A 23,248-nucleotide genomic window follows, 5' to 3' on the forward strand; every position below is an offset into this window, starting at 1 on the left:
CGCCTCTTCAGGCGGGATTTTTTATTCGCCCCAAAATGGAGCGCAAAAGAGTAGCCGCCTCGAAAGGGCGGCTAGCTTTGCATCGATATATCTCGTTCAAATCAGGCGGCTGCGGCGCGATTGCCGAAGATGGCCGTCAGGATCTTGCGATCGAAGGGCTTCAGCAGAAAATCCGTGGCGCCCGCGCGCTTTCCGGCCATCAGCTTGCGAAGGTCGGCCTCGACAACGCAATAATAGATCTTCACGTCCTTGCCATTCGGCATGGCACGAATGCTGGTGATGAGATCGAGTGCCCCTTCCATGCCGGCATCGACGATCAGATAATCCGGGATTTCAGCCTGGCAGCGCATCAGCGCTTCGCGGGCGTCCCCGGCTTCGCTCACGAGAAAATCCAGCTCGGACAGGATTCGTTTGCCGACCTTGCGTACGACATCCGATGTATCCGTTATCATGAACCGCTGCATGTGTGAGCTCCCTGGCATCAGCCTCCATCGTCCGATATCAGCTTCAAATTGAAACGATAGGAGCAGCAAGCTAAGGATTCGTTACCGCTACATTGTCAATTGAGCGGACAACCCAAAGATTGCACAGAATTTTCGATACACGAAAAAATAAACCCGCAGCCGACAGCCGACTGCGGGCGAAAACGCGGATGGATCGACCGTTATTGGGCAACCATGGTCGCCACGAAGGTCAGTTCCTCCGGCGTCGCATTGTAGGAAAGCTCCATGCCACTCTCCTCGGCAAGAAGCACCGTGTAGTAGGGCTGGATCGAATGAGCGTCGACAGCTTCTTCCAGCGTGCCGGCGCAAATCTCGGCGAATTTCGGCGGTATGCGCATCAGCCGCCCCTTGGCGGTGATCGTGAACTTCGCCTCGAATTCCGGATTTTCGAGTGTCACTTCGATATTGCCGCCGCGCGGAATGGCGCCGTAGGCAACGAGGAAGAGATTGAGCAGCAGCTTTACGCGGTTCTTTGCGATGATCGCGCGCGGACCGACCCAGTTGACCTCGGTCTTTTTCTCGGCGGCGGCGAAATCCTTGGCCGCCCGCTCCGCTTCGCCGGTGTCGATCGAGGCGCCGACCGAACCCGACGCGCCGAAGGCAAGGCGCGCGAATTTCAGCCGGACGGAAGCGTTGAGCGCACTGGTGCGGATCAGGTCCATCGCGTCGGCGTCGGCACCACCCTCGTCGAGCAGCTCCAGGCCATTGTTGATCGCCCCGACCGGCGAGATCACGTCATGGCAGACGCGGCTGCACAGCAGCGCGGCCAGATCCGGTCCGGTCAGAGTGAGATTGGGATTTTTCGACATTCATTGTCTCCTGAATGCTGACAGGGCAAAGCGAGAAGTTCCACCTTGCCACGGTAAGGTTGCCCGAGGGTTTCGCAGCCAGTGTACCGCGCGCCATAATGACACCATATTTGGTAAACCGATTGTTAAGACCATCGACGCAAAATGCATTCATCACCATCAGACTTTTTCGCACGCGATTCGGGCTGCGATAGATGGGCGGAATGGTCTGAAAATGGGGATGTGCCATGCTTGACGCATTCAAGGCGAATGCGTCGGTCGCTCATCTCTGTTGCACCGACCATGATGAACGGATGACTTTCATGCGCTATGAATTCCTCAAGAGAATGCCAAGCCCCGGCACCAGGACGCTCGGCCTCGGCCTGATCCTGGCCATTGTCGCATTCGTGAGCTTCGCCTTGCCGGTCCGTCAGGCCTCTGCCGCGCCCACCAATCAGTATTCGGCGCAGGAAATCGTCGATGCCGGCCACTCCTTCTTCGGCTCCACCAGCGGCGGCCTTGCCAAGGTGATCGAGCGGGCGTTCCAGCAATATGGCCTGCCGAACGGCTACATCCTCGGCCAGGAAGGCTCCGGCGCGTTCCTGGCGGGCCTGACCTATGGCGAAGGCCAGCTCAACACCAAGAATGCCGGCGAACATCCGCTCTACTGGCAGGGGCCGTCTCTCGGCCTCGACTATGGCGGCCAGGGCACCCGCGTCATGATGCTGGTCTACGATCTGCCGAGCATCAACAGCGTCTACACGCGCTTCGGCGGCGTCAGCGGCCAGGCCTTCGTGGTCGCCGGCTTCGGCATGACAGTGCTGAAGAACAACAATATCGTGCTCGTTCCGATCCGCACCGGCCTCGGCGCACGCCTCGGCATCAACATGGGTTATCTGAAGGTCACGCCGAACCCGACCTGGAATCCCTTCTGAACCGATCTTTCGATACGAACTCCCAAGCAGCGCACGCCTTGGCCCGCTTCAGTTGCGGGCCTTTTCTTTCCGTAAATTTCGCTCCGCACGGATAAACCATATCCACGTTAAACGCTTGCCCGCATGGCTAACCCATGATTAATCATTCTATCGACATCGAACATAACTCCAGGATACTGGCCGCGTCGTGATTCAATTTGCTCTCTTGTTCGGATTGGGCTTTCTGACGGCCGCTCTACTGGTCTTTCTCATCGCGCCGGCAATCCATCGTCGCATCGTCTGGTTCACCGAAAAGCGCCTGAAGGCAACCATGCCCTTGAGCCCGCAGGAAGTGCGTGCACAGAAAGACATGGCGCGCGCGCTCTTCGCAGCGGAAAACGCTCGGACCGAACACGCTCTGACGCAGGAGCGCGACAAGACCGTCGCGCTGCAGATCCATAACGGCAAGCTTCAGCAGGAGGCGAGCCGCCTTTCCGCTGGTGGCGCGGAGCTGCAGACGCGCATCGACGATCTGGAGGTGGAAGCAGGCGAACTGCGCTCGCGCCTGCGCCACGAAGAGAGCTATATCAGCCAGCTGAAATCGAGCATCCATACGGCCGAGCAGGCCAGCGCCGAGAAAGAAGCCGATATAGACGGCTTGCGCAAACGGATGACGAAAATGGGTGCCGACGCAGATAATCTCAGGATCGATCTCGCAACGCGCGAAACCGAGATCGAAAGCCTCAAGCTGCGCATCAACACATTGCGGGACGAGCGCGACACATTGCGCCAGGATTTGAACGCCGCAAGCCTGCGCGCCACGGATGCCGAGCAATCGCTGCGTCAGGAAAATGACAAGAACAAGCGGCTCGAGGAGCGCCTCAACCGCGAGATTGCCGGCAGCGCCGACAAGGAAACCGCGATCGAACGCCATGCCCAGGATGTCATTCGCCTCAGGGAACGGCTGGAGGCTGCCGTCAAGGAATCGAAAGAAGCCGGTAAGGCGTTGCGTGCCGCTGGCCTCACGCCACCGAAAAAGCCGGCAAGAACGCCGAAGCTCGCTGCCGCATCGATAATCGCCGGCAGCGCCGACGAGCAAGGGACCATAACCGAGCCGCCACGGGTGGCGGAACCGGAACGAACAGTGGAAGACGAAATCGCCCAAATGACGGAAGAGGTTCGCAACCGGGCCGCCGCCCTATCGGATCGCCTGCTGAAGGCCCGCACGCCGGCGCATGACGATGCCATGCGCGAAGAGATCGCCAAGATCGCCGCCAACATGGTTGCGCTGACGGCACTCAAGGAGGGCGACGACTCGCCGATCTTCAATCTCCTACCCAAGGATCGAGATCCTGCCGAACCCGGCTCGCGTGTCAGCCTCGCCGACCGCGTCGCCGCCATAGTGCCGAAGCACCCCTAAGCGCTAAAGCGCAGCCCGTTCTTCGCGGCCATCTCGAACAAGGCAATACCGCTCGCTGTCGCGACATTGAGACTGTCCAACCCCGGCGCCTGCGGAATCCGTACGCTGCCGAAGGCAGAAAGTATGTTGTCGGGCAAACCGTCCCCTTCCGTGCCGACCACAAGCGCCATGCGCTCCGAAGCCGGGACATCACGAATATCGACCGCACCTCGCGGCGACAGGCTCCAGATCGCAAAGCCGCGCTCGGCAAGCGCCGCAAGCAGCTCGACGCCGCTTGATTGCCGGCGATAGGGCACGGTCAGGATCGAGCCGACGGAAACCCGCAGCGCCTTGCGATAAAGCGGATCGCAGCAGCTTTCGTCCAGCAGCACCGCCGCCGCGCCGAAGGCCGCGGCATTGCGGAACATCGAGCCCATATTGTCGTGATTGGAAATGCCGCAGCCGGCAAGCACCAGCGCCTGTCTCGGGAGGCGGGCCAGAAAGGCGTCCAGCCCGCCTTCAGCTGTTCTACGCCCCAGTGCCAGAACACCGCGATGGAGATGGAAGCCGACAATGCCGTCGAGCACCTCGGCTTCGGCGACATAGATCGGAACATTCGACGGAATGGTGTCGGTAATGTCGCTCAAGCCGGCAACCCGGTTTTTGAGCAGCAGCACTTTCTCGGCGATGAAATCGCCAGCCGCCGCATGCGCGCCGGCGAGAAGCCGCAGCACGACGGTCCCTTCCGCGATGAAACGGTTCTCTCGGCCTGTCAGATCGCGTTCGCGAATATTGCGGAATTCGGCGATACGCGGATCGTCGGGATGCGTGATCTCGATGAGCCGCTCGCTCGTCATCGTCGGGCCGTCAGTTGGACAGCGATATGGTCGACACGATACGGCCGACGCTGTAGTCGAAGACGATGGCCTGGCGCTGGCCGCTGGCAAGCGTTCCGTAGAACAGCACCTGATTGCCCGACAGCGCCGTGGACTGCACCGTAAAGCCTGCCGGCAGCAGAGCCGTGACGGCAACAGGAGCATCGGAGGGGATGCCGGAAGCCACCTGCCCCGCAGGCTTGGCCGATGGCTTCATCGTCTTGTAGACAACGGCGCCGAAGACGGCCATAAGGCTCACCACCATGACGGCCGCAGAGACGATCTGCAGGCGGATCATCTTGCGTCGGACTTTCTCCAGGGCCGGATCGAGGGGCTTTTCCTCTTGATCGTCTGGCTCGAGATTCGTCATCGATGCGTCCTTGCTTTCAATAGAGCGCTTTGTGCGCCGGAGAAATACGTTTGAGCGACCCCTTTAAAGAAGCCGCGGGCAATAGAAAAGTCCTAACCGCCGATGAAAGTGCCGAAGGACGGCTCGATTCATGGCTGACGGCCGAGATTGGCGAGGAATTTTCCCGCAGCCGTGTGCAGGGCCTTATCAAGGACGGCGCCGTCACACTCAACGGCGCCCCGGTGACGGATGCCAAGCGCAAGGTGCGCCCCGGCGATGTCTATGAGATCACCCTGCCCGAGCCGGAAGATCCGACGCCTCAGGGCGAGGATATCCCGCTCGACGTGCTTTACGAGGACGAGGACGTCATCGTCATTTCCAAGCCCGCCGGGCTGGTCGTCCATCCGGCTGCGGGCAATTGGACCGGAACCCTGGTCAATGCGTTGATCCACCATTGCGGCGACAGCCTTTCAGGCATCGGTGGCGTACGCCGGCCGGGGATCGTCCACCGATTGGACAAGGATACGACGGGCGTGATGGTCGTTGCCAAAAATGATGTCGCCCACCGGCATCTCTCACAGCAATTTGCCGATCACGGCCGGACGACCTCGCTCGAACGCGCCTATCAGGCGATCGTCTGGGGTCGCCCCCGCCAGCTCGTCGGCACCATCGACGCCCCTCTCGGCCGGTCGAGCAGTGACCGCACGCGCCGCGCCGTCAAGCGTCCGGATTCGCAGGATGCCGACGAGGCGATTACGCATTACGAGGTGCTGGAGCGTTTTCACGAGACGCCGGATGCGACCGCGCTTGCCTCATTGATCGAGTGCCATCTCGAAACGGGCCGCACGCACCAGATTCGCGTGCACATGGCCCATATAGGCCACCCGCTGCTCGGCGACGCCGTTTATGGCGGCGGCTTCAAGACCAAAGCCAATCTCCTGCCTGAAGCTGCAAAGCAGGCCGTCCATCGCTTCACGCGTCAGGCGCTCCATGCCTATATGCTGCAATTCGAGCATCCGCGCACCGGCGAAGTCATGCATTTCGAAGCACCCCTTCCTGACGACATGGAAGAGCTGGCGGCTGCACTCAGGGGATAGCGACAGGCTCTGCAGCGCCACCGCTGGACGACTGCAACCTGCGGCCCTATAATAGCGATTATGAAGGACCGAAGTCCGAGCGCCTGTGCTGACCGAAAACGCGACCGCGTTTGGGAGGTCGATATGGTCACGCCACATGGCACCGGACTATTCGGGAAGGTAATCCAAAGGGCGATGTCACGGCGAGACCTGCGGTCACGCTGCTATAACACTTGCGTGACCACCTCCTTGAATCACCGTTTCGCCGTACTTATCTTTACCTTGGTTCAGTGCGGGGTCCCAGGACCCGTACGCCTTGGTCCGCTTCGCAGAAGGCGCGCAAAATACGCCCCCAGAAGGAACCAAATCTCGAATAGGAGGGTGCACAATCATGGCCCGTAATACCTTACCGTCCATTGCCGCCGGAGAAGCCGGCCTCAATCGTTATCTCGACGAGATCCGCAAGTTCCCCATGCTGGAACCGCAGGAAGAGTACATGCTCGCCAAGCGCTATGCGGAACATGCCGACCGCCAGGCCGCGCATAGGCTCGTCACAAGCCATCTGCGCCTCGTGGCGAAGATCGCCATGGGCTATCGCGGCTATGGCCTGCCGATCGGCGAAGTCGTGTCGGAAGGCAATGTCGGCCTGATGCAGGCCGTCAAGAAGTTCGACCCGGAACGCGGTTTCCGTTTAGCGACGTATGCCATGTGGTGGATCAAGGCCTCGATCCAGGAATATATCCTGCGCTCGTGGTCGCTCGTAAAGATGGGCACGACTGCCAACCAGAAGCGCCTATTCTTCAACCTGCGCCGCCTGAAGGGCCGCATCCAGGCTATCGACGACGGCGACCTGAAACCGGAGCACGTGACCGAGATCGCCACCAAGCTGAATGTCTCGGAAGAAGAGGTCGTTTCGATGAACCGCCGCCTCTCTGGCGACGCTTCGCTGAATGCGCCGATCAAGGCTTCCGAAGGCGATTCCGGCCAGTGGCAGGATTGGCTTGTCGATGATCACGACAGCCAGGAAGACGTATTGATCGAACAGGACGAGCTCGATACCCGCCGCCGCATGCTGGCGCGCGCCATGGGCGTTCTGAACGACCGTGAACGTCGCATCTTCGAGGCACGCCGCCTTGCAGAAGAACCGGTAACGCTGGAGGACCTGTCGTCCGAATTCGACATCAGCCGCGAACGCGTGCGCCAGATTGAGGTTCGCGCCTTCGAAAAGGTTCAGGAAGCCGTGCAGAAGGACGCGCTGGAGCGCGCCAAGGCTCTGCGCGTGGTCGAAGCGACCGCATAACACTTCCTGCTCGGCAGGCTTAACGGAAAAAAGAAAGGCGGGCCAAAAGCCCGCCTTTTCCATATCCATCGATTTAGGAAGAGCTTACTGGCCGCTCGAGGCAACGCCGCCGAGTGCCTGCCACTCCGCAATCGCCTTGTTGAAGGCATCGGTGCCCGTCGGGCCTTTCTCCATGGTCAGGAGAGCCCGTCGGCCGTTGCGATAGACGACCGGGATATCGATCCAGTTGCGGCTCTTCAAGAGATCGAGATTGGTCTTGCGCGCATCCGGGAAGTCGTTGAGCGCGACCATGTAGACGTCATCGGTCACCTTGGCCGGAACCGCGATCAGGGCATCGCCACGATCCTGCTCGGTCGCCTTCAATGCAACGCGCTGGACGTTGTCGATCGCTCCGCCCTCGAAATTCGGCGGCACCTGGAAGGCAAGCTCGATCAGGTGGCTGGCAGGCAACGAAGAGTCGGAGTTCCGCGAGACTGTGATTGTCGCCGTCAGGCCACGATCCGGAACGGTGATGAGACCCTGCACCGAAGGCTCCGGCCGGCCGTCAGCCCCTTTGCCTTCCTGCAGCGACCAGGTGACTGTGCCCTGGAAGGCGGTAGGCGACGTCTGGCCGAGGCGCTCCTCATAGAGGAAAACCTTCTGCCCGTCAGTGGCAGGCGGCGTCTGCTGCGCCACGGCCGGCGGCTGATTGGCGGAGGCCTGTTGCTGCTGCTGATTGGCGGCAGGCGCCTGCTGATCCGTCGAAGCAGATGGCGTATTCGGCGCGGCAGTCGCGGGCGCCTGGCTCTGCGGAGCGGCGGCGCCGGCATTGTTGGCGGCAGGCGTTGCTGTGGCAGAGGGCGCCGCAGAAGCAACGTTCTGTTCGGCTACGGACTTGCCTTCCACGACGCCGGGCTGCCCGTTCGGAGCAGGCCCTTCGTCCTCTTCCGTGCCGTTGGCCAGAAGACGTTGCGTGAACTTGGTGTTGACCGTGTTCGGGTCGCCACCCAATGCAGCAACATCCGTGTTACCGGCACTCTGCGGCTGCTGAGCGGCCATGTTGGTCTGCTGTGGCGCCGCCGCCTGCGGGGCAGGAGTTGCGGCATTGCCTTTGCTCGGTGCATTGCTGCTTGCCGTATCCGATGTCGCGGGAGTTGCCGCATTCTTCGGAGCGGAACTGACGAGCTTCGTCACCATGTTATTGAGCGCATCCCGGTTCAGCCAGGCTGCGTAGCCGCCGCCTCCGACGACCGCAAGGCCGACGAGCGTGACGATGATACCGGTGACATTGATACGACGGCGCTTCGGCTCCATACGGAAGCTGCGTCCCTGCAGCTTCGCCGCCATCGCCTGGTCGAGATCGGGCGGAACAGCAGCACCACCGCCTCGTTCGTCTTCAGCGCGCTTGTCGAAACCCGCAAGCTCCTTAAGCTCGCGCCAGCCGTCATTGGCGGCATCGGCTTCGGAGGCTGGCTTGCGGGACGGATGTACATCCGCAAAGAGATCGACATCGTCAAAGGCATTTTCCGGCATTTGCCGAGCTGCCTGCTGCACCGGCTTCGAAGCACCCGGTGCGGGCTGCATTTCCTCGAAGACATCCGCGTCCCAGGCAAAGCCCGTGTTGGTGGCTGCTGCCTTCGCGTTGACGGGTCCCTCGACGGGTTGGCCAAAGGGTGCTTCCGCAAAAGCCGCGGCCGGCATGACCGGGTCATTGTGGCGGGAGGCAGCCGGCTCGGGTGCTACATGGGAGGTCGATGCATCCACTTCCGCCCAAATCTGCTCGACCTGGCTTATGACGTCGTCAGCCTGCTTCGATGGCGCAGACGCAGGCTCGACAGCGACTGCCGACACCTCTTCAGCATGATGCTGCGGCTCGCCCGCATGGCCCTGCGGCTCTTCGTGATAAACCGGTTCCTGGGTCGGTTCTTCGTGAAGCTCGGCATGGTGCTCGACGCCAGCATGTTCGGCGGCCGGAGCATAGGGCTCTTCTTCGTGATGCGGTTCGCGCCATTCCTCTACGGGCTGGTGCTCACGCGCGTGATCCGGCTCGTCATGTGCAGCCGGCTCGTCATGGGCATGTTGCTCGTGGTCGGCTTGTGCGACACCGGGTTCTTCATGAGCATGCGCTTCGGCGGGAGCTGGTTCAGGCTCCTCCGCATGCGGCTCCGAATGCACGTCCTCGGCCGCGTGATGGTCCTGAACGGGCTCGACAGCGACCTCTTCACGCAGTGCGGGCGCTTCGGCGACCGGCGGCTCCTCGCCGCCCGGCAATGCCTCGGCATGTTCGGCCTCGACCTCGACGATCGCGGCCTCAAGCTTGTCGAGCTGGCGGCGCAGCATTTCCTCGGGCGGGCGCGGCTTCATGCTCTCGAGCTGCCGTTGCACGGCACCACGAGCTCTATCGTAAACCTTGACCCGCATCTCGGGAGTATTGTCCGTCAGGCCGTCAACGGCCCGTCGAATAACTGCTACAAAATCCGCCATCAGTACTTTCTCATGATGCCCGGTGTGCAGCCGGGCCGGGATTCGTCATAGATACGCAACTTTAGCCCTCAAAGGGGTCAGTCACAAGTATGGTGTCTTCGCGCTCGGGGCTGGTCGAAAGCAGCGCCACCGGCGCACCGATCAGCTCTTCCACCTGACGCACATACTTGATCGCCTGTGCCGGCAGATCGGCCCACTTACGGGCGCCCACGGTCGATTCCTTCCAGCCCTCGAGCGTGATGTAGATCGGCTCGACGCGGGCCTGTGCTGCCTGGCTTGCCGGCAGATAATCGATTTCCTTGCCGTCGAGCTTATAGCCGACGCAGATCTTCAGTTCGTCGAGGCCGTCGAGAACGTCGAGCTTGGTGAGCGCGATGCCCGTAATGCCCGAGGTCTTCACCGTCTGGCGCACCAGCACGGCATCGAACCAGCCGCAACGGCGCGGACGGCCGGTGTTGACGCCCACTTCGCGGCCGACGGTCGACAGGTGCTTGCCGATCTCATCATGCAGTTCGCAAGGGAACGGCCCTTCGCCGACGCGCGTCGTATAGGCCTTGGTGATCCCCAGCACGTAGCCGAGCGCCGTCGGGCCGAGACCAGAGCCGGCGGCTGCCTGGCCGGCAACCGTGTTGGAGGAGGTCACGAAGGGATAGGTGCCGTGGTCATTGTCCAGCAACGCACCCTGCGCACCTTCGAAAAGGATGCGGGCGCCAGCCTTGCGCTGCTCGTCGAGCAACCGCCAGACCTGATCGATATAGGGAAGGATATGCTCCGCAACGGAGCTCAGCTCAGTGTGCAGGGCATCGAAGGAAATTTCGTCGACGCCCATGCCGCGCCGAAGCGCATTGTGATGCGTCAGCAGCCGGTCGATCTTGGCCGGCAGCGTTTCCGGCTCGGCGAGGTCGATGACGCGAATGGCGCGACGGCCGACCTTGTCTTCATAGGCCGGGCCGATGCCGCGGCGGGTCGTTCCGATCTTCGTACCGCTGTTGGAAGCGGCATCTTCGCGCATGGCATCCAGATCGCGATGCAGCGACAGGATCAGCGGCGCGTTCTCGGCAATGCGCAGCACGTCAGGCGTAACGGCAATGCCCTGAGCGCGCAGCTTGTCGACTTCGGCGACGAAGTGATGGGGATCGACGACGACGCCGTTGCCGATGACGCTGAGCTTGCCGCGCACGAGCCCGGAGGGCAGCAGCGCGAGCTTGTAGCTGACGCCATCGACGACAAGCGTATGACCGGCATTGTGGCCGCCCTGAAAGCGTACAATCACATCGGCGCGTTCCGAAAGCCAGTCGACAATCTTGCCCTTGCCTTCGTCACCCCATTGCGAGCCGATCACTACAACATTCGTCATTTATCCATTCCCGCTTCCTGCGCGCGGCGGCGCGCCTTGCTCAAACCCGCGCATCTATAAAGCTTTGTTTTTGGGAAAGCGACCCTGTTGTCTCAGGAGATTCGGCTTTTTGCATGACGAATCAGCGCCTCCAACAGGAATTTTCCCGGCTATCGGCCGGACGGGGCCTCCAGTGTACCCTTATCCGGCCGATGGCCTTGACTGTCAAAGGCCCGGCTTGTGGGCGACGACATGAAAATATTCCTGTTCTGGCGACGCCACTGCACCGATCGGCTTTCCTTCAAGATCGAGCAGCAGCACCGGCATGGCAAAGCCGGCATCGGCCAGTTGCGACCGGACTTGCGCCGGCGTCGTCGCATAGACCATCACGCCGAAATCATGGGCGCCATGCAACAGGATCGCATGTTCGCCGGCCCGCTCCTCGAGCGGCCTCAGCCGACGCTGGCGCAGCGTGCCGGAAATGCGGCCCTCGACATAGCGCAGGGTTCGCAAACCGAGCCGCACCGGGTTGGACGTCCATTCCAGCCGGCGATAGTCGACGCGGTCATCGAAGCCACGCCAGCCGCGGTGGAATGTCGAAAAGACGAAGGCGCCGCCGGAAGCAAGGACGCGTGCCGCCTCCCGCAGGATGGCCAGCCTTCCCGCCGCATCGACGGAATCGATGCCGTTATAACTGAAGACGACCATATCGAAACTGGCATCTCGGAACGCCGACAGATCGCGCGCATCCATGTGCTCGAAACGGAGGCCTGAGTGGTTCTTTCGGCAAAGTGCAACCATCTCGGGCGTATAATCGACGCCGACATAGTCGCTTGCGAAGTCTCGCAAGAGCTGCGCGGTGCGGCCCCCGCCGACACCGATATCGAGAATACGCCCCCGGCCCATCCGAGGGGCAGCAATAGTAAAGGCGGCACGCTCGCCTTCGTTCAGATAGCCACTACTGCGGCGATAGTCGCGCAAGGCCCAGGGATTACGCCAGGTCTGCCGGTTAATACTTTCCATGACATGCATAGCCGGACTCCAACAAGAAAATGAACATTCATTGTTCAGTTCCCCCTTGGCGCCCCGAGAAATCTATACATCAGCCACATGGAACATGCAGCCGTTCAGGTTGTGCAAACCTGCCGTTTCGCGAGTAATCGTTTGTTAAGGTTAATCTTGGCGCCGCCCTGACTGAGCCGGCCGTGTGCCGCTATCCGAGTTCCAGCGTCGTCACGCCGAACACGCGATCGAGCGGGATTGCCGGCGCTGTGCCGCGATACATGCGCGCCGTCTCGAAGACCGGTGACAAGCCACAATCTTCAGCAAGCCTGATCGCCTGAGCGTTATCGACAGGCACATCCAGGTAGACCGGCCCGCCCTTGGCCTTTGCCAGCAGCTTGCTCAGCAAAGCCAATGCGACCTCCGGCTTGTTGGCAAATAGCGGACCGATCTTGTAACCCTCGAAACAGCGGCGGATCGTGCCGTAGCCGCGAACCCTGCTGCCGCCGCCTACGATGAAGGATGCACGCCTCTCGGGAGCACCGCACCAGGCCCGGATGAAGGAATGACGCAGTCCGGGGAAGATTTCCGCATCATAATGCACCAGTCCATCAAGCTTGCCATCCACGACTGGCACCACCTGTCTTGCCTGCTGTTCATCCACCTCGGGTATCTTGGGGATGCCGCCATAACGGAGTGTCCGATAGGCTGTCTCAAAACCGTGCCGCCGGTAGTTTTCCTGCTGCGCGACGACCCCATCCAGGCCGACGATGCGATTGCCGGCAAGCGTCATGCCCTTGTTCCAGAGCTGTTTCCCATATCCCCTGCCTCGAAGCTCGGGATGCAATATGTAAAGGCCAAGGAACGCGAAAGCCTCGCCGTAACGGACAACGGAGATACAGCCGACCGGCACCTCGCCGATCGCACCGATCAGAAAGCCGGATGGATCGGCCTCCCAGAATGCCGGGGCATCGTCAATACCGGGATTCCACCCTTCTTGCCGAGCCCATTCCAGAGCAAGCTCCAGCTCGCCAGCCCGCATTGTCCGCACGGCAAAAGTCGATTTCATGCAATAGTCCCGAACCGCCCATTACACCGCCGCCCCTGTAGAGCGACCGCGCCCAATTCATCATGTGGCAACATGCTACCAATCACAAGCAATAGGCGATGATAAGCTTAAAGTACAAAGGCTTCGTTTCACTTGGAAAGCAAGGCAAGCACTCGAATAGGACAACAGGAAAACCAACAAACTTTTGTGACACTTCTGTCGCAATTCTCCTAAACCGGGCATCGCATATAGGCGTCACCCGCGATCCTGTGTATAAGCGCAGACAATCGCCCATGTCGCCCTTACGTTTCGACGCGAAGCCTGGCGCCAGCAAAAGGATTGAAATTTCATGCGCATCACGATGATCGGCTCGGGTTATGTGGGGCTTGTGTCGGGTGTTTGCTTTGCCGATTTCGGCCATGACGTCATCTGCGTCGACAAGGACACGAGCAAGATCGAGGCGCTGCGACGCGGCGAGATACCGATCTTCGAGCCGGGCCTCGAGCAGCTTGTGGCAGACAATGTTCGCGCCGGTCGCCTCTCCTTCACAACGGAAGTAGAGGCGAGCGTTGCCGCAAGCGACGTCGTCTTTATCGCCGTGGGCACGCCTTCCCGGCGCGGCGATGGCCACGCCGACCTCTCTTACGTCTATGCCGCCGCCCGCGAGATCGCCGAGCACGTCAAGGGGTTCACCGTCATCGTCACCAAATCGACCGTCCCCGTCGGTACCGGCGACGAGGTCGAGCGCATCGTGCGCGAAACCAATCCGCAAGCCGATGTCGCCGTCGTCTCCAATCCGGAATTCCTGCGCGAAGGTGCCGCCATCGAGGACTTCAAGCGGCCCGACCGCATCGTCATCGGCCTTAACGACGAGCGCGCCCGCGGCGTCATGACCGAAGTCTATCGGCCGCTCTATCTCAACCAGGCACCGCTGCTCTTTACCTCCCGCCGCACCTCGGAGCTGATTAAGTACGCCGCCAATGCCTTCCTTGCGATGAAGATTACCTTCATCAACGAGATGGCCGATCTTTGCGAGAAGGTCGGCGCCAATGTGCAGGAGGTATCGCGCGGCATTGGCCTCGACGGCCGCATCGGCTCGAAGTTCCTGCATGCCGGCCCCGGCTATGGCGGCTCGTGCTTCCCGAAGGACACGCTGGCGCTTGCCAAGACGGCTCAGGACTACGACAGCCCCGTGCGCCTGATCGAAACGACCGTATCGATCAACGACAATCGCAAGCGCGCCATGGGCCGCAAGGTGATCGCGGCCATGGGCGGCGATATCAGGGGCAAGTCGATCGCAGTCCTCGGCCTCACCTTCAAGCCGAATACCGACGACATGCGAGACAGCCCGGCGATCTCGATCATCCAGACGCTGCAGGATGCCGGCGCCACGGTAACAGGCTACGACCCGGAAGGCATGGAGAATGCCCGCCTGGTCATCGACAACATCGCCTATGCCGAGGATGCCTATGGCGCAGCACGCGACGCCGATGCGCTCGTCATCGTGACGGAATGGAACCAGTTCCGCGCACTCGACTTCGCTAGGCTCAAATCCGTGATGAAGGCACCGGTTCTCGTCGACCTTAGAAACATCTATCGCCATGACGAGGTCACAAAGCACGGCTTTGCCTATACAAGCGTCGGCAGACCCTCGAGCGACGCCACACTTTAGAGCGTTTACGCATTCCGAGCGGAAAATCGCTACGCACTTTTCCTGGAAATGCTTCAAGCAAAGGCCGATCAATGCGTTATCTCATCACCGGCACCGCCGGCTTTATCGGATTCCATCTTGCCAAGCGCCTGCTCGACGAGGGCCATTTCGTCGTCGGCTTCGACGGCATGACGCCCTATTACGACGTCAAGCTCAAGGAGAAGCGCACCGCCATCCTCGCGCGCTCCAACGGCTTCAAGGCCGTCACGGGCATGCTGGAGGACAAGACGGCACTAGAGCACGCGGCTGAGCTCGCCGAACCTGATGTGATCGTCCATCTCGCCGCGCAGGCCGGCGTGCGCTACAGCCTCGAAAATCCACGTTCCTATGTCGATTCCAACCTCGTCGGTTCGTTCAATATCCTGGAACTGGCGAGAAACCTGCAGCCGAAGCACCTGCTTTTGGCATCGACCTCGTCCGTCTACGGCGCCAACGAAAAGATCCCCTTTGCCGAAAGCGACAAGGCCGACGAGCAGATGACGATCTATGCGGCGACCAAGAAGAGCATGGAGCTGATGGCCCACAGCTACGCGCATCTCTTCAACGTGCCCACGACCGCTTTCCGTTTCTTCACCGTCTATGGCCCGTGGGGCCGGCCGGACATGGCGCTCTTCAAGTTCGTCGATGCCATCAAGAATGACAGGCCGATCGAGATTTACGGCGAAGGCAAGATGAGCCGCGATTTCACCTATATCGACGATCTCGTCGAAGGCATCGTGCGCTTGATCGACGTCGTGCCGTCGGAGGAAAACCGGGTCGCATCGGAGACGATCATCGACACCCTGTCGAAGAACGCCCCCTTCCGCGTCGTCAACATCGGCGGCGGCCAGCCTGTCGGGCTAATGACCTTCGTCGAAACCATCGAGACAATGCTCGGCAAGAAGGCGATCCGCAAGATGCTGCCGATGCAGCCCGGCGACGTCCACAATACCTACGCCGTTCCGGACCTGCTCGTGGCGCTGACGGGCTTCAAGCCGCAGATCGAAGTCGACGAGGGCGTGAAACGCTTCGTCGAGTGGTATCAGGAAAATTACTGAGCAAATGACCGAGATCGCAGAAACGGAACATTGGATCGAGAGCTCCCACGGGCGCCTCTATGCCAGATCATGGACGCCGGCCGTCCTGAGGTCACAGCAACCGATAATCCTGTTTCACGATTCCCTCGGATGTATCATGCTCTGGCGGGATTTTCCGCAGCAACTCGCCCGTTCCCTCGGCCGTCGGGTCATTGCCTATGACCGGTTGGGCTTTGGTCGTTCCAATGCCCGCAACGACCTTCTGACGCAGGATTTCATTGCATCGGAGGCGAAGGATTTCGTGCCGCTTCTTTGCGAGCAATTGTCCATTCGGGAATTCGTTGCCTGTGGACACAGCGTAGGCGGCGGCATGGCCGTTGAGACGGGAGTAAGGTTTGGCGAACGCTGCCGTGCCGTGATCACCATCGCAGCCCAGGCCTTCGTGGAGGACAGGACCCTGCAGGGCATCCGGATCGCGCAGCAGGAATTCAAGTCGGCCGAGACCTTCGCAAGGCTTGCCAAATATCACGGCGCCAAGGCCGATTGGGTGCTGCATGCATGGATCGACACCTGGCTTGATCCGGCAAGGGCCGGATGGACCCTCGATGCAGCACTTGAGAGCCTGCCTTGCCCGGTACTCGCCATCCACGGAGACCGCGACGAATATGGCTCCGAAGCGCATCCACGCCGGATCGCGGCCGGCCGCGGCCCGGTCTATATCATGCCGGACACCGGGCACGTGCCGCATCGCGAGCACCCTGCCCTGGTCATAAAGGCGATCGAAGACTTTCTGGCGTGACGACGCGAACGGACCTATTCGGCCTGGCCTGCGGGATGATAGTCCCGGTCGAAATAGACAAGCCCCTGACCGTTGTCACGCTGGCGGATGGCATCGACTTCGCAAAGCAGGATATCGTGCGTGCCGCCATCTGCCTGCCGCACGATGCGGCAGTCAAACGAGACAAGAGCATCTTCCAGTACCGGCGCACCGGTCGATAACTCCGACCAGGATGCAGCGGCGAAGCGCTCGGCAACCGGCGTCTTGCCACCGAAAAGCCGCGACAGATCCTGGTGCGCTTCCGAAAGGACGTTGACGCAGAGCACGCCGTTTTGTGTCACGGCAGGGTGAACCGAAGCGCCGCGGTTGAGACAGACGAGCAAGGTCGGCGGGCTATCCGTGACGCTGCAGACGGCGGTCGCAGCAAAGCCGGCGAGCCCGGCCGGGCCATCGGTCGTGACGATGTTGACCGCAGCGGCCATTCGCGCCATGGCGTTGCGAAACTCGGTGCGCGCAATATCAGGATCGGCAACAGGCACCGCCTTCTCGATCGCCACGGAGGTTTTCATGTTCATTCCGCTGTCCCCTAACTTGCGCCGGTCAGCACACACTATCGAGAGGATGAAAGCGCCTCAAGAAACGACATTTTAGAGAGTCGGCCTTCGCGAGCAATTAGTTCTCTATAAAATCTATCAACAAAAGGAAAAACAACCGCCTTCCGGGGGTGCCGCGCAAACATGCCGAAGCCGGCCTCAGGTCCGTGTCGAGATCAGGAGAAACATCGGCCGTTCGCGCTCGATCGCCCAATCCGGATGGGCCGCGAGATCCTCATCGCTTGGCGACCATTCCTCGACATGGACGATGGCAAAGCCGGATCTGATCAGGAGGTTGAGTGTCGTGCCCATGGTGCGGTGCTGCTTGACGACGCCCTCGGCGAGCCAGTTCGTCACCCGCGGCCCTTCGATCTGATAGGCACTGAGGGGCCAGATCTTGCCATCCTCGGCATCATCGAGCCATTTCGGTTGCCGCGGCGCCATGTAGATCGGATGCTCGATCGAAAAGAGCAGCCGGCCACCCGGTTTAAGTGCTTGGCGAATGGTCGCCAGAAGGCCGGCGAAACCCTCGATATAGTGGAAGGCGAGCGAGCTGTAGACGAGATCGAAGCCGGCCATTGGAAGCTGGAGCTTCTCGAGATCGGCCAGATCATAACGAACACGCGCATCCGCAGTTTCCGCCCGCGCGCGCTCAAGCATGTTTTCCGAGACATCGAGCCCCAACACGCTGGCGGCGCCGTGTTCGGCCGCCCAACGGCAGAACCAGCCGAAACCACACCCGAGATCGGCGACATCGAGGCCTTTCATATCTGGCATCAAGGCGCGGATGGCAGGCCATTCGGCCGCACCAGCCAGCCCGTCAACGGAGCGCTGCAGGCGGCTATAACCTTCGAAGAAACCCGGATCGTCGTAGATATTCTGTGTCATGCGCGTCTTTCACGCCTCTTCGCGGCCTGCCATTGGCCGTGTCGGCAGTATTGCTCGTATTCCCGCATAGACCATAAGGAGGCCGGCGAAAAGCCGATTGCCAGGGGCTTCAGCCGCTGCCCGTCAAGCGGTCGGTTTCGGCCGGGACAACCATTGCGAATAGGGCTTCACACCGAAACCCGGATCAGCCGCATCCTCAAGCACATGGATGAACTCGATCGAATGCCCGTCGGGATCGGAAAAATACTGCGAAACTGCCGGCACCCAGCCCAGAACGACCGGCTCATCGAGCGGCTCGCCATTAAAGCCTTTCGGCTGAACGCCATGAGCCTTCAAAGCGGCAGCGGAACGAAGGACATCGTCAAGAGAGATTCTGAACGCAATGTGGAGACGCATTCTAAGCGGAGCGCTGCCCGTTTCCCAGAGGCCAAGCATGCCCATCCTTTTGTCGTCGATCCACAGGAAGGCGACATTCCTGCTTTCGATGACGGTCGCGACCTCGAGCTTCAGCACATCGCGATAGAATGCGATCGAGCGTTGGAGATCGGCAACCGTCAGATGCGTCTCGTAAAGTCCCAGAATGCGCGGCATGGATGGATCGGCCGAATGCTCGGGACCGATCGTCATCACATCACCTTCGCCGCCGTGACCTCTACCTCAACCAGGAACTCGGCCCGGGTAAACCCGCCGACGATCAGCAATGTCGAAACCGGCTTGGGATCCTGAATATAGCGGTCCCGCACGGCCATATAGGCGGGAAAATCCTCGCGCGTGGTAACGAACCCGGCAATGCGGATGACATCGGCAAAGCTCATGCCGGCCTCATCCAGAATGGCGCCGATAGCCTTGAAGCACAACTCGGCCTGGGCCGTCACGTCGGCTGGAATCCGGTCGTCAAGACCGATTCCGAGCTGGCCTGAGGTGACGAGAAGGCTGGCGCCCGGCGGCACCAGCAGGCCGTGATTGTAATTGCCGAAAGGGCGGCGGACAGATGCGGGATTGAAGACCTTTTTCATCGATTCCGACTCCTGATGACCGGGCCGATATCAGCATTTTGTGATGAAAGGGGCAAGACGGTCAGTGCGCCCGTATCGATTTCACCGCGCGATTTCGCCGTACTTCCAACAGGATATGTCCGAACAGCGCGGCAAGCACGATTGGCCCGCCGATGAGCGTCGCCGTTGAAGGGCGCTCGGCGAAAACCATCCAGACCCAGAGCGGCGTCAGCGGCACTTCAAGCGCCGTCAGCAGGGCGGCATCCGAGGCCGGCACCAGCCGCGAGCCGAAGGTGTAGAGGCTAAGGCCCATGGCATTCTGGATGATGCCGAAGGCAATGATCAGGCCAAGATCCTGGCCAGAGATCGAAAGCGGCGAAGCGAACCAGAAGGTAACGAAGGAGCAGAGCCAGGCCGACAGTGCCATGGCCGGCAGCATCGGCACATTGCGATGCTGGCGCATGACAACCGCAAGGGCCGCGACTGTCAGCGTCATGATGGCGGCGAGCCCCTTGCCAAGCCAGCTGCCACCATCGCTCCCGTGCCCGGACAGCATGACGAGTACGCCGATGAAGGCAATGCCGCTGGCAACCAGCGTCCTCACATTCGGACGCTCGCCGATGAAGAGGAAGGCGACGCCGGCGGTAACGAAGGGCACGGTCGCATAGATGACCATGGCATCCGCGACCGAGGTATAATAGATCGAGCCGATGCCGCTAATCATGGAAGCGGTGGAAAAGATCGTCGCCGCCAGCGACGGGCCGCGCATGGAGCGCAGGATGCGAAAGGCATTGCGGCGCTCGATATAGAAAAACAGCGCGAAGACGCCGAGGCCGGAGACGATACCGCGGCAGAACAAGATGGTCATGAGATCGGCATGGATCGCTCGCACGAAGAGACCGGAGGTCGACCATGCGAGCGCCGAGAGCGCCACATAGATCACACCGAGCCTGTATTGTTGCTGTTCCGCCAGCGTCACGATGAAATCCCCCGCCCTATAGCGGCAGAGCATTAGCGGGCGGCAATGATACTCACAAGCAAAGCTTGCGCCGTTGCGTGTCGCGGATGCCGGAAGATGTCAGGGGTTGCAGGAAGGTCACGCCACACGTTGCTACCGGTAGTCAAGGGAGCGCCGTCTCGCCGTCGCTGTTGGCAAGATCACATTGATCTTGCACATATTTACGATCGCTCTAGGGTTCTGGCGACTTCGTCGAAGGAGAATCAATTGCGCCTGCTGTCAGCCACCTTGTTCGCGTGCGGCTGTGTCAGCCTGGTCGACGGTCCGCTATGGCCGCCGGCGCAAACCTATGTCGACAAGACGGTGCAGTGCAGCCAGAGCAGCAATCCCGCCCGCTGCGAACATACCCGCGATAGCTGGAAGGCCGACTACGAGGAGGCCATAGCAGGCGGATATCGAGCACAGAAACATGTCGCCCTATGTCTTAGTACAGGCTGCGATCAGGCAATCCAGCCTGATAAGATGCTCGGCTGCGCCTGGCGCATGGTTATTGCCGAAGCAAGGCATGCGCAATCGGACAGCATGGATTTCGCCAATCTCAACCGCTTCTGCGGAACAGACTACATCGACCAGAAGGGAAAACTGGCGGCCGCCTCGCAAGCGAAGGCCATGGTAGGTCTAATCGGCAAATAGCAGGCCGCGCATCAGAGGTCTTCTGCCGCGCGGCCCAATGTTTTGCACAGGTTCTAAGCGTAAGGCGCGAGGAAACTACGGATTGCCTCGATCTCGTTGGGACGAATATCGTGGCCACCCGGATGCCATTCGAGCGTGACCTCGGCGCTCTGCCGCGCAAAGTACTCCGCCAGCGACTTGGTGACTGGAGCAGGCGCGATCGGATCATGCTCTCCTGCCGTGATCAGCACGCGCTTACCCTCCAGCCTTGCATTGTCCTTCGGCTGGAACGGGATCAGCGGATGCATCAGCACGGCCGCATCGAAGAGATAGCCATGCTCGATCAGAACATTGGCGAGAATGTTCGCGCCATTGGAAAAGCCGAGGCCAAGCACCTGGGAGGCACCGTGTTCCGCCGCCAGCTCCGAGACATAAGCCGCCATCTTGTCCGTCGCCCGAGCAAGGTCGGCCATGTCGTAGACACCCTCGCCCGTCCGGCGGAAGAAGCGCGCCGCGCCATATTCCGAAACATCGCCGCGCGGCGAGACAATCGTCGCATCCGGCAGCAGCCGGGCAGCAAAATCGAAGAACTGGTTCTCGTCGCCGCCGGTGCCGTGGAAGGTGAAGAAAATCGGCTTTCCGGATGCACCGGCCTTCAGCCGGTGCACATAACTCTTGTCCGTCATCGTCTTTTCTCCCGGATTAGCCTTCCAGCGGTTCGAGATGCTGCTCGATCAATCCGCGCAGATGCGCATGCTGCTCGGGCAGTTTCAGCGCCTCGCCGAGATGGGCCGTATCCTCGTCGCGGTTGAAGCCTGGTTCATTAGTGGCGACTTCGAACAGCACGCCGCTCGGCGTACGGAAATAGATCGCCCAAAAGTAATCGCGGTCGATGACCGGAGTGACCTGATAGCCCGTATCCATCAGCGCCTTGCGCACTTCGAGCTGCTTTGCGCGGTTCTCGACGGCAAAGGCGACATGGTGGACGGAGCCGGCACCCGGAAGCGCGCGATTGATGTTCGGCATGGTTTCGAGGTCGACATAGTCGGCACCGTTGCCGCCGGGAATGGCAAGCCGCTTGACGCCCTCATGCGTATCGACAACTTCGTAGCCCATATACTTCAGCAGTTCGGCCGTAGCGCCTTCATCCCTGAGCCGCATGGCGACGGAATGGAAACCGCGGATGGCATGTTCGGCATCGACGCCGTTATGCGTCCAGGGCAAACGCTTGTCGTCCTTGACCTCGACAAGAGCGAAGCCATCGCCATCGGGACCTGCGAAATGCAGGCGCTTCTGGCCGAAGGATTCGTCGGCCTTCAGGCCTTCGACCCCATGCTGCCCGAGCCGCTCGGTCCAATAACCAAGCGCGCCTTCCGGAACGGAGTAAACAGTATTGCCGACCTCACCGGTGCCCGGGCGACCGCGCGCCATCTTCGGGAACGGGAAGTAAGTCATGATCGTGCCGGGCGTACCGACCTCGTCACCATAGTAGAGGTGATAGACATCGGGAGCATCGAAATTCACGGTCTTCTTCACCCGCCGCAGGCCGAGCGTATCCGTGAAGAACTTGTTGTTGGTGCGGGCGTCTTCCGCCATCGAGGTAACGTGGTGAAGACCTTTGATCTGGTTAAGCATCTTAAACCCCTTGTCTCGCCTGCACCGGCAGGCGTTTCTCATGGGCAGAAGATGGTCTCGTGAGCCGTGTTTCGATAGCCCCGAATGGCCAAACGGATTGTCTTCAAAGAGTGAACGATAAAATCAGATCGTTCACTGATGCATAGGGCAATCGAGACGTGCCGCCTCGCTAAGCCTCAGGATTGCTCGGCAGCGCCCAGTCGATCGGATCCCTGCCATGTTCGGCCAGATAGGCGTTGGCCTTGGAAAAATGCCGGCAGCCGAAGAAGCCGTTATGGGCCGACAGCGGCGAGGGATGGACGGATTTCAACACGAGATGGCGCTCGGTATCGACGAAAGCGGCCTTCTTCTGCGCATAGGAGCCCCAGAGCATGAAGACGACGCCGTCGCATTCGTCGTTGACCCTGCGGATGACGGCGTCGGTAAAGCGCTCCCAGCCCTTGCCCTGATGCGAGGCGGCCTGCGATTCCTCGACCGTCAGCACGCTGTTGAGCAGCAGCACACCCTGCTTCGCCCAGCTCTCCAGAAAGCCGTGGCGGGCCGGCGGAATGCCGAGATCGGTTTCCAGTTCCTTGTAGATATTGACCAGCGACGGCGGGATGCGCACGCCGGGGCGCACGCTGAAGCAGAGCCCGTGCGCCTGACCGAAGCCGTGATAGGGGTCCTGGCCGAGAATGACGACCTGTACCTCGTCGAGCGGGGTTAAATCCAGTGCCCGGAAATACTCGCTGCCACGGGGAAAGATCACCTTGCCGCGCTGCTTCTCCTCGACGAGGAAAGCCTTGAGTTCATCCATATACGGACTGGCAAACTCAGGCGACAATGCCTCTTTCCAGCTGTCTTCGAGCTTGATGTTCGCTTCGGCCATTGATCACGCCTCCATTTTCGTCAGCAGTCCGATTGAGGGCGAAAGCGCCGGCAAGTCAAGGAAAGGACGTCCATTGCAGCA

The 23,248-nt window shown here is 60.8% G+C and carries 24 protein-coding genes; 8 read left to right on the forward strand and 16 right to left on the reverse strand.

The features are described from left to right. Window positions 1-101 precede the first annotated feature (101 nt). Window positions 102-464, reverse strand: a complete 363-nt coding sequence (locus AC13Q5_RS09420) for a response regulator (RefSeq protein WP_075851409.1) — start codon at window positions 462-464, stop codon at window positions 102-104. Between the two features lie 200 nt (window positions 465-664). Then, window positions 665-1,312 carry a histidine phosphotransferase ChpT gene (chpT, locus tag AC13Q5_RS09425; protein ID WP_075851410.1) on the reverse strand — a complete coding sequence of 216 codons (648 nt, stop codon included), beginning with the start codon at window positions 1,310-1,312 and terminating at the stop codon, window positions 665-667. Window positions 1,313-1,614: 302 nt separating this feature from the next. Here chpT and AC13Q5_RS09430 point away from each other — a divergent pair, with 302 nt between their 5' ends. Together AC13Q5_RS09430 and AC13Q5_RS09435 are read left to right on the forward strand one after the other, a co-directional pair. After that, the gene (locus AC13Q5_RS09430) at window positions 1,615-2,226 is read left to right on the forward strand and encodes a DUF1134 domain-containing protein (RefSeq protein WP_075851889.1); all 612 of its coding nucleotides are present in this window, start codon (window positions 1,615-1,617) and stop codon (window positions 2,224-2,226) included. Between the two features lie 187 nt (window positions 2,227-2,413). Next, a complete protein-coding gene (locus AC13Q5_RS09435) occupies window positions 2,414-3,625 on the forward strand; it encodes a hypothetical protein (RefSeq protein WP_488501499.1) in 1,212 nt (403 codons plus the stop codon). On the opposite strand, the gene AC13Q5_RS09440 is transcribed toward AC13Q5_RS09435, so the two are convergent. After that, window positions 3,622-4,461, reverse strand: coding sequence for a TrmH family RNA methyltransferase (locus AC13Q5_RS09440; RefSeq protein WP_488501500.1), 840 nt, complete (start codon window positions 4,459-4,461; stop codon window positions 3,622-3,624). The two genes, AC13Q5_RS09435 and AC13Q5_RS09440, sit on opposite strands and share 4 nt — an antisense overlap. Window positions 4,462-4,471: 10 nt before the next feature. Then, window positions 4,472-4,849, reverse strand: coding sequence for a hypothetical protein (locus AC13Q5_RS09445; protein ID WP_457879665.1), 378 nt, complete (start codon window positions 4,847-4,849; stop codon window positions 4,472-4,474). A gap of 50 nt (window positions 4,850-4,899) precedes the next feature. On the opposite strand from AC13Q5_RS09445, the gene AC13Q5_RS09450 reads away from it, so the two are divergent. Continuing rightward, window positions 4,900-5,925 (forward strand): RluA family pseudouridine synthase, encoded by a 1,026-nt coding sequence (locus tag AC13Q5_RS09450; protein ID WP_075851416.1) that lies wholly within the window; start codon window positions 4,900-4,902, stop codon window positions 5,923-5,925. 370 nt (window positions 5,926-6,295) lie between these two features. Then, window positions 6,296-7,204, forward strand: coding sequence for an RNA polymerase sigma factor RpoH (gene rpoH, locus AC13Q5_RS09455; RefSeq protein WP_075851418.1), 909 nt, complete (start codon window positions 6,296-6,298; stop codon window positions 7,202-7,204). An 84-nt stretch (window positions 7,205-7,288) separates the two neighbouring features. Here rpoH and AC13Q5_RS09460 read toward each other — a convergent pair whose 3' ends face one another. From AC13Q5_RS09460 to AC13Q5_RS09475, 4 genes are all read right to left on the reverse strand, one after another. Continuing rightward, on the reverse strand, window positions 7,289-9,667 hold the full coding sequence (locus AC13Q5_RS09460; protein WP_488501501.1) for a hypothetical protein: 2,379 nt from the start codon (window positions 9,665-9,667) through the stop codon (window positions 7,289-7,291). Between the two features lie 61 nt (window positions 9,668-9,728). After that, entirely contained in the window at window positions 9,729-11,024 is a 1,296-nt protein-coding gene (locus AC13Q5_RS09465) for an adenylosuccinate synthase (RefSeq protein ID WP_075851421.1), read from the reverse strand. Between the two features lie 204 nt (window positions 11,025-11,228). Further along, window positions 11,229-12,035 (reverse strand): class I SAM-dependent methyltransferase, encoded by an 807-nt coding sequence (locus tag AC13Q5_RS09470; RefSeq protein ID WP_488501502.1) that lies wholly within the window; start codon window positions 12,033-12,035, stop codon window positions 11,229-11,231. Window positions 12,036-12,216: 181 nt separating this feature from the next. Continuing rightward, window positions 12,217-13,074 carry a GNAT family N-acetyltransferase gene (locus tag AC13Q5_RS09475; protein WP_075851425.1) on the reverse strand — a complete coding sequence of 286 codons (858 nt, stop codon included), beginning with the start codon at window positions 13,072-13,074 and terminating at the stop codon, window positions 12,217-12,219. 328 nt (window positions 13,075-13,402) lie between these two features. Between AC13Q5_RS09475 and AC13Q5_RS09480 the strand changes: the two genes are divergently transcribed. The 3 genes from AC13Q5_RS09480 (at window position 13,403) to AC13Q5_RS09490 (ending at window position 16,579) form a co-directional block, all read left to right on the forward strand. Then, the gene (locus AC13Q5_RS09480; protein ID WP_075851427.1) at window positions 13,403-14,725 is read left to right on the forward strand and encodes a UDP-glucose dehydrogenase family protein; all 1,323 of its coding nucleotides are present in this window, start codon (window positions 13,403-13,405) and stop codon (window positions 14,723-14,725) included. A gap of 71 nt (window positions 14,726-14,796) precedes the next feature. Then, window positions 14,797-15,801, forward strand: a complete 1,005-nt coding sequence (locus AC13Q5_RS09485) for an NAD-dependent epimerase (RefSeq protein WP_488501503.1) — start codon at window positions 14,797-14,799, stop codon at window positions 15,799-15,801. Window positions 15,802-15,805: 4 nt separating this feature from the next. Beyond that, the gene (locus tag AC13Q5_RS09490; protein ID WP_488501504.1) at window positions 15,806-16,579 is read left to right on the forward strand and encodes an alpha/beta fold hydrolase; all 774 of its coding nucleotides are present in this window, start codon (window positions 15,806-15,808) and stop codon (window positions 16,577-16,579) included. 14 nt (window positions 16,580-16,593) lie between these two features. Here the strand turns inward: AC13Q5_RS09490 and rutF are convergent, their stop codons facing one another. The 5 genes from rutF to AC13Q5_RS09515 form a co-directional block, all read right to left on the reverse strand. Then, entirely contained in the window at window positions 16,594-17,133 is a 540-nt protein-coding gene (gene rutF / locus AC13Q5_RS09495) for an NADH-dependent FMN reductase RutF (protein WP_075851433.1), read from the reverse strand. A gap of 177 nt (window positions 17,134-17,310) precedes the next feature. After that, a complete protein-coding gene (locus tag AC13Q5_RS09500; RefSeq protein WP_488501505.1) occupies window positions 17,311-18,039 on the reverse strand; it encodes a class I SAM-dependent methyltransferase in 729 nt (242 codons plus the stop codon). 123 nt (window positions 18,040-18,162) lie between these two features. Then, on the reverse strand, window positions 18,163-18,666 hold the full coding sequence (locus AC13Q5_RS09505) for a VOC family protein (protein ID WP_488501506.1): 504 nt from the start codon (window positions 18,664-18,666) through the stop codon (window positions 18,163-18,165). Further along, window positions 18,666-19,055, reverse strand: coding sequence for a RidA family protein (locus AC13Q5_RS09510; protein ID WP_457879672.1), 390 nt, complete (start codon window positions 19,053-19,055; stop codon window positions 18,666-18,668). Before AC13Q5_RS09510 ends, AC13Q5_RS09505 begins: the two co-directional genes overlap by 1 nt. A 61-nt stretch (window positions 19,056-19,116) precedes the next feature. Next, window positions 19,117-20,013 (reverse strand): DMT family transporter, encoded by an 897-nt coding sequence (locus AC13Q5_RS09515; RefSeq protein ID WP_488501507.1) that lies wholly within the window; start codon window positions 20,011-20,013, stop codon window positions 19,117-19,119. A gap of 246 nt (window positions 20,014-20,259) precedes the next feature. Between AC13Q5_RS09515 and AC13Q5_RS09520 the strand changes: the two genes are divergently transcribed. Further along, a complete protein-coding gene (locus tag AC13Q5_RS09520; protein WP_075851441.1) occupies window positions 20,260-20,685 on the forward strand; it encodes a hypothetical protein in 426 nt (141 codons plus the stop codon). 53 nt (window positions 20,686-20,738) lie between these two features. On the opposite strand, the gene AC13Q5_RS09525 is transcribed toward AC13Q5_RS09520, so the two are convergent. The 3 genes from AC13Q5_RS09525 to ung all read right to left on the reverse strand — a co-directional run bounded on the left by AC13Q5_RS09525 (window position 20,739) and on the right by ung (window position 23,167). After that, window positions 20,739-21,350 carry an alpha/beta hydrolase gene (locus AC13Q5_RS09525; RefSeq protein WP_488501508.1) on the reverse strand — a complete coding sequence of 204 codons (612 nt, stop codon included), beginning with the start codon at window positions 21,348-21,350 and terminating at the stop codon, window positions 20,739-20,741. A 16-nt stretch (window positions 21,351-21,366) separates the two neighbouring features. Next, window positions 21,367-22,299 carry a VOC family protein gene (locus AC13Q5_RS09530; protein WP_488501509.1) on the reverse strand — a complete coding sequence of 311 codons (933 nt, stop codon included), beginning with the start codon at window positions 22,297-22,299 and terminating at the stop codon, window positions 21,367-21,369. 169 nt (window positions 22,300-22,468) lie between these two features. Continuing rightward, entirely contained in the window at window positions 22,469-23,167 is a 699-nt protein-coding gene (gene ung / locus AC13Q5_RS09535) for a uracil-DNA glycosylase (RefSeq protein ID WP_075851446.1), read from the reverse strand. Window positions 23,168-23,248: the final 81 nt, after the last annotated feature.

This window comes from Martinezella sp. CNPSo 3964 (assembly GCF_057784375.1).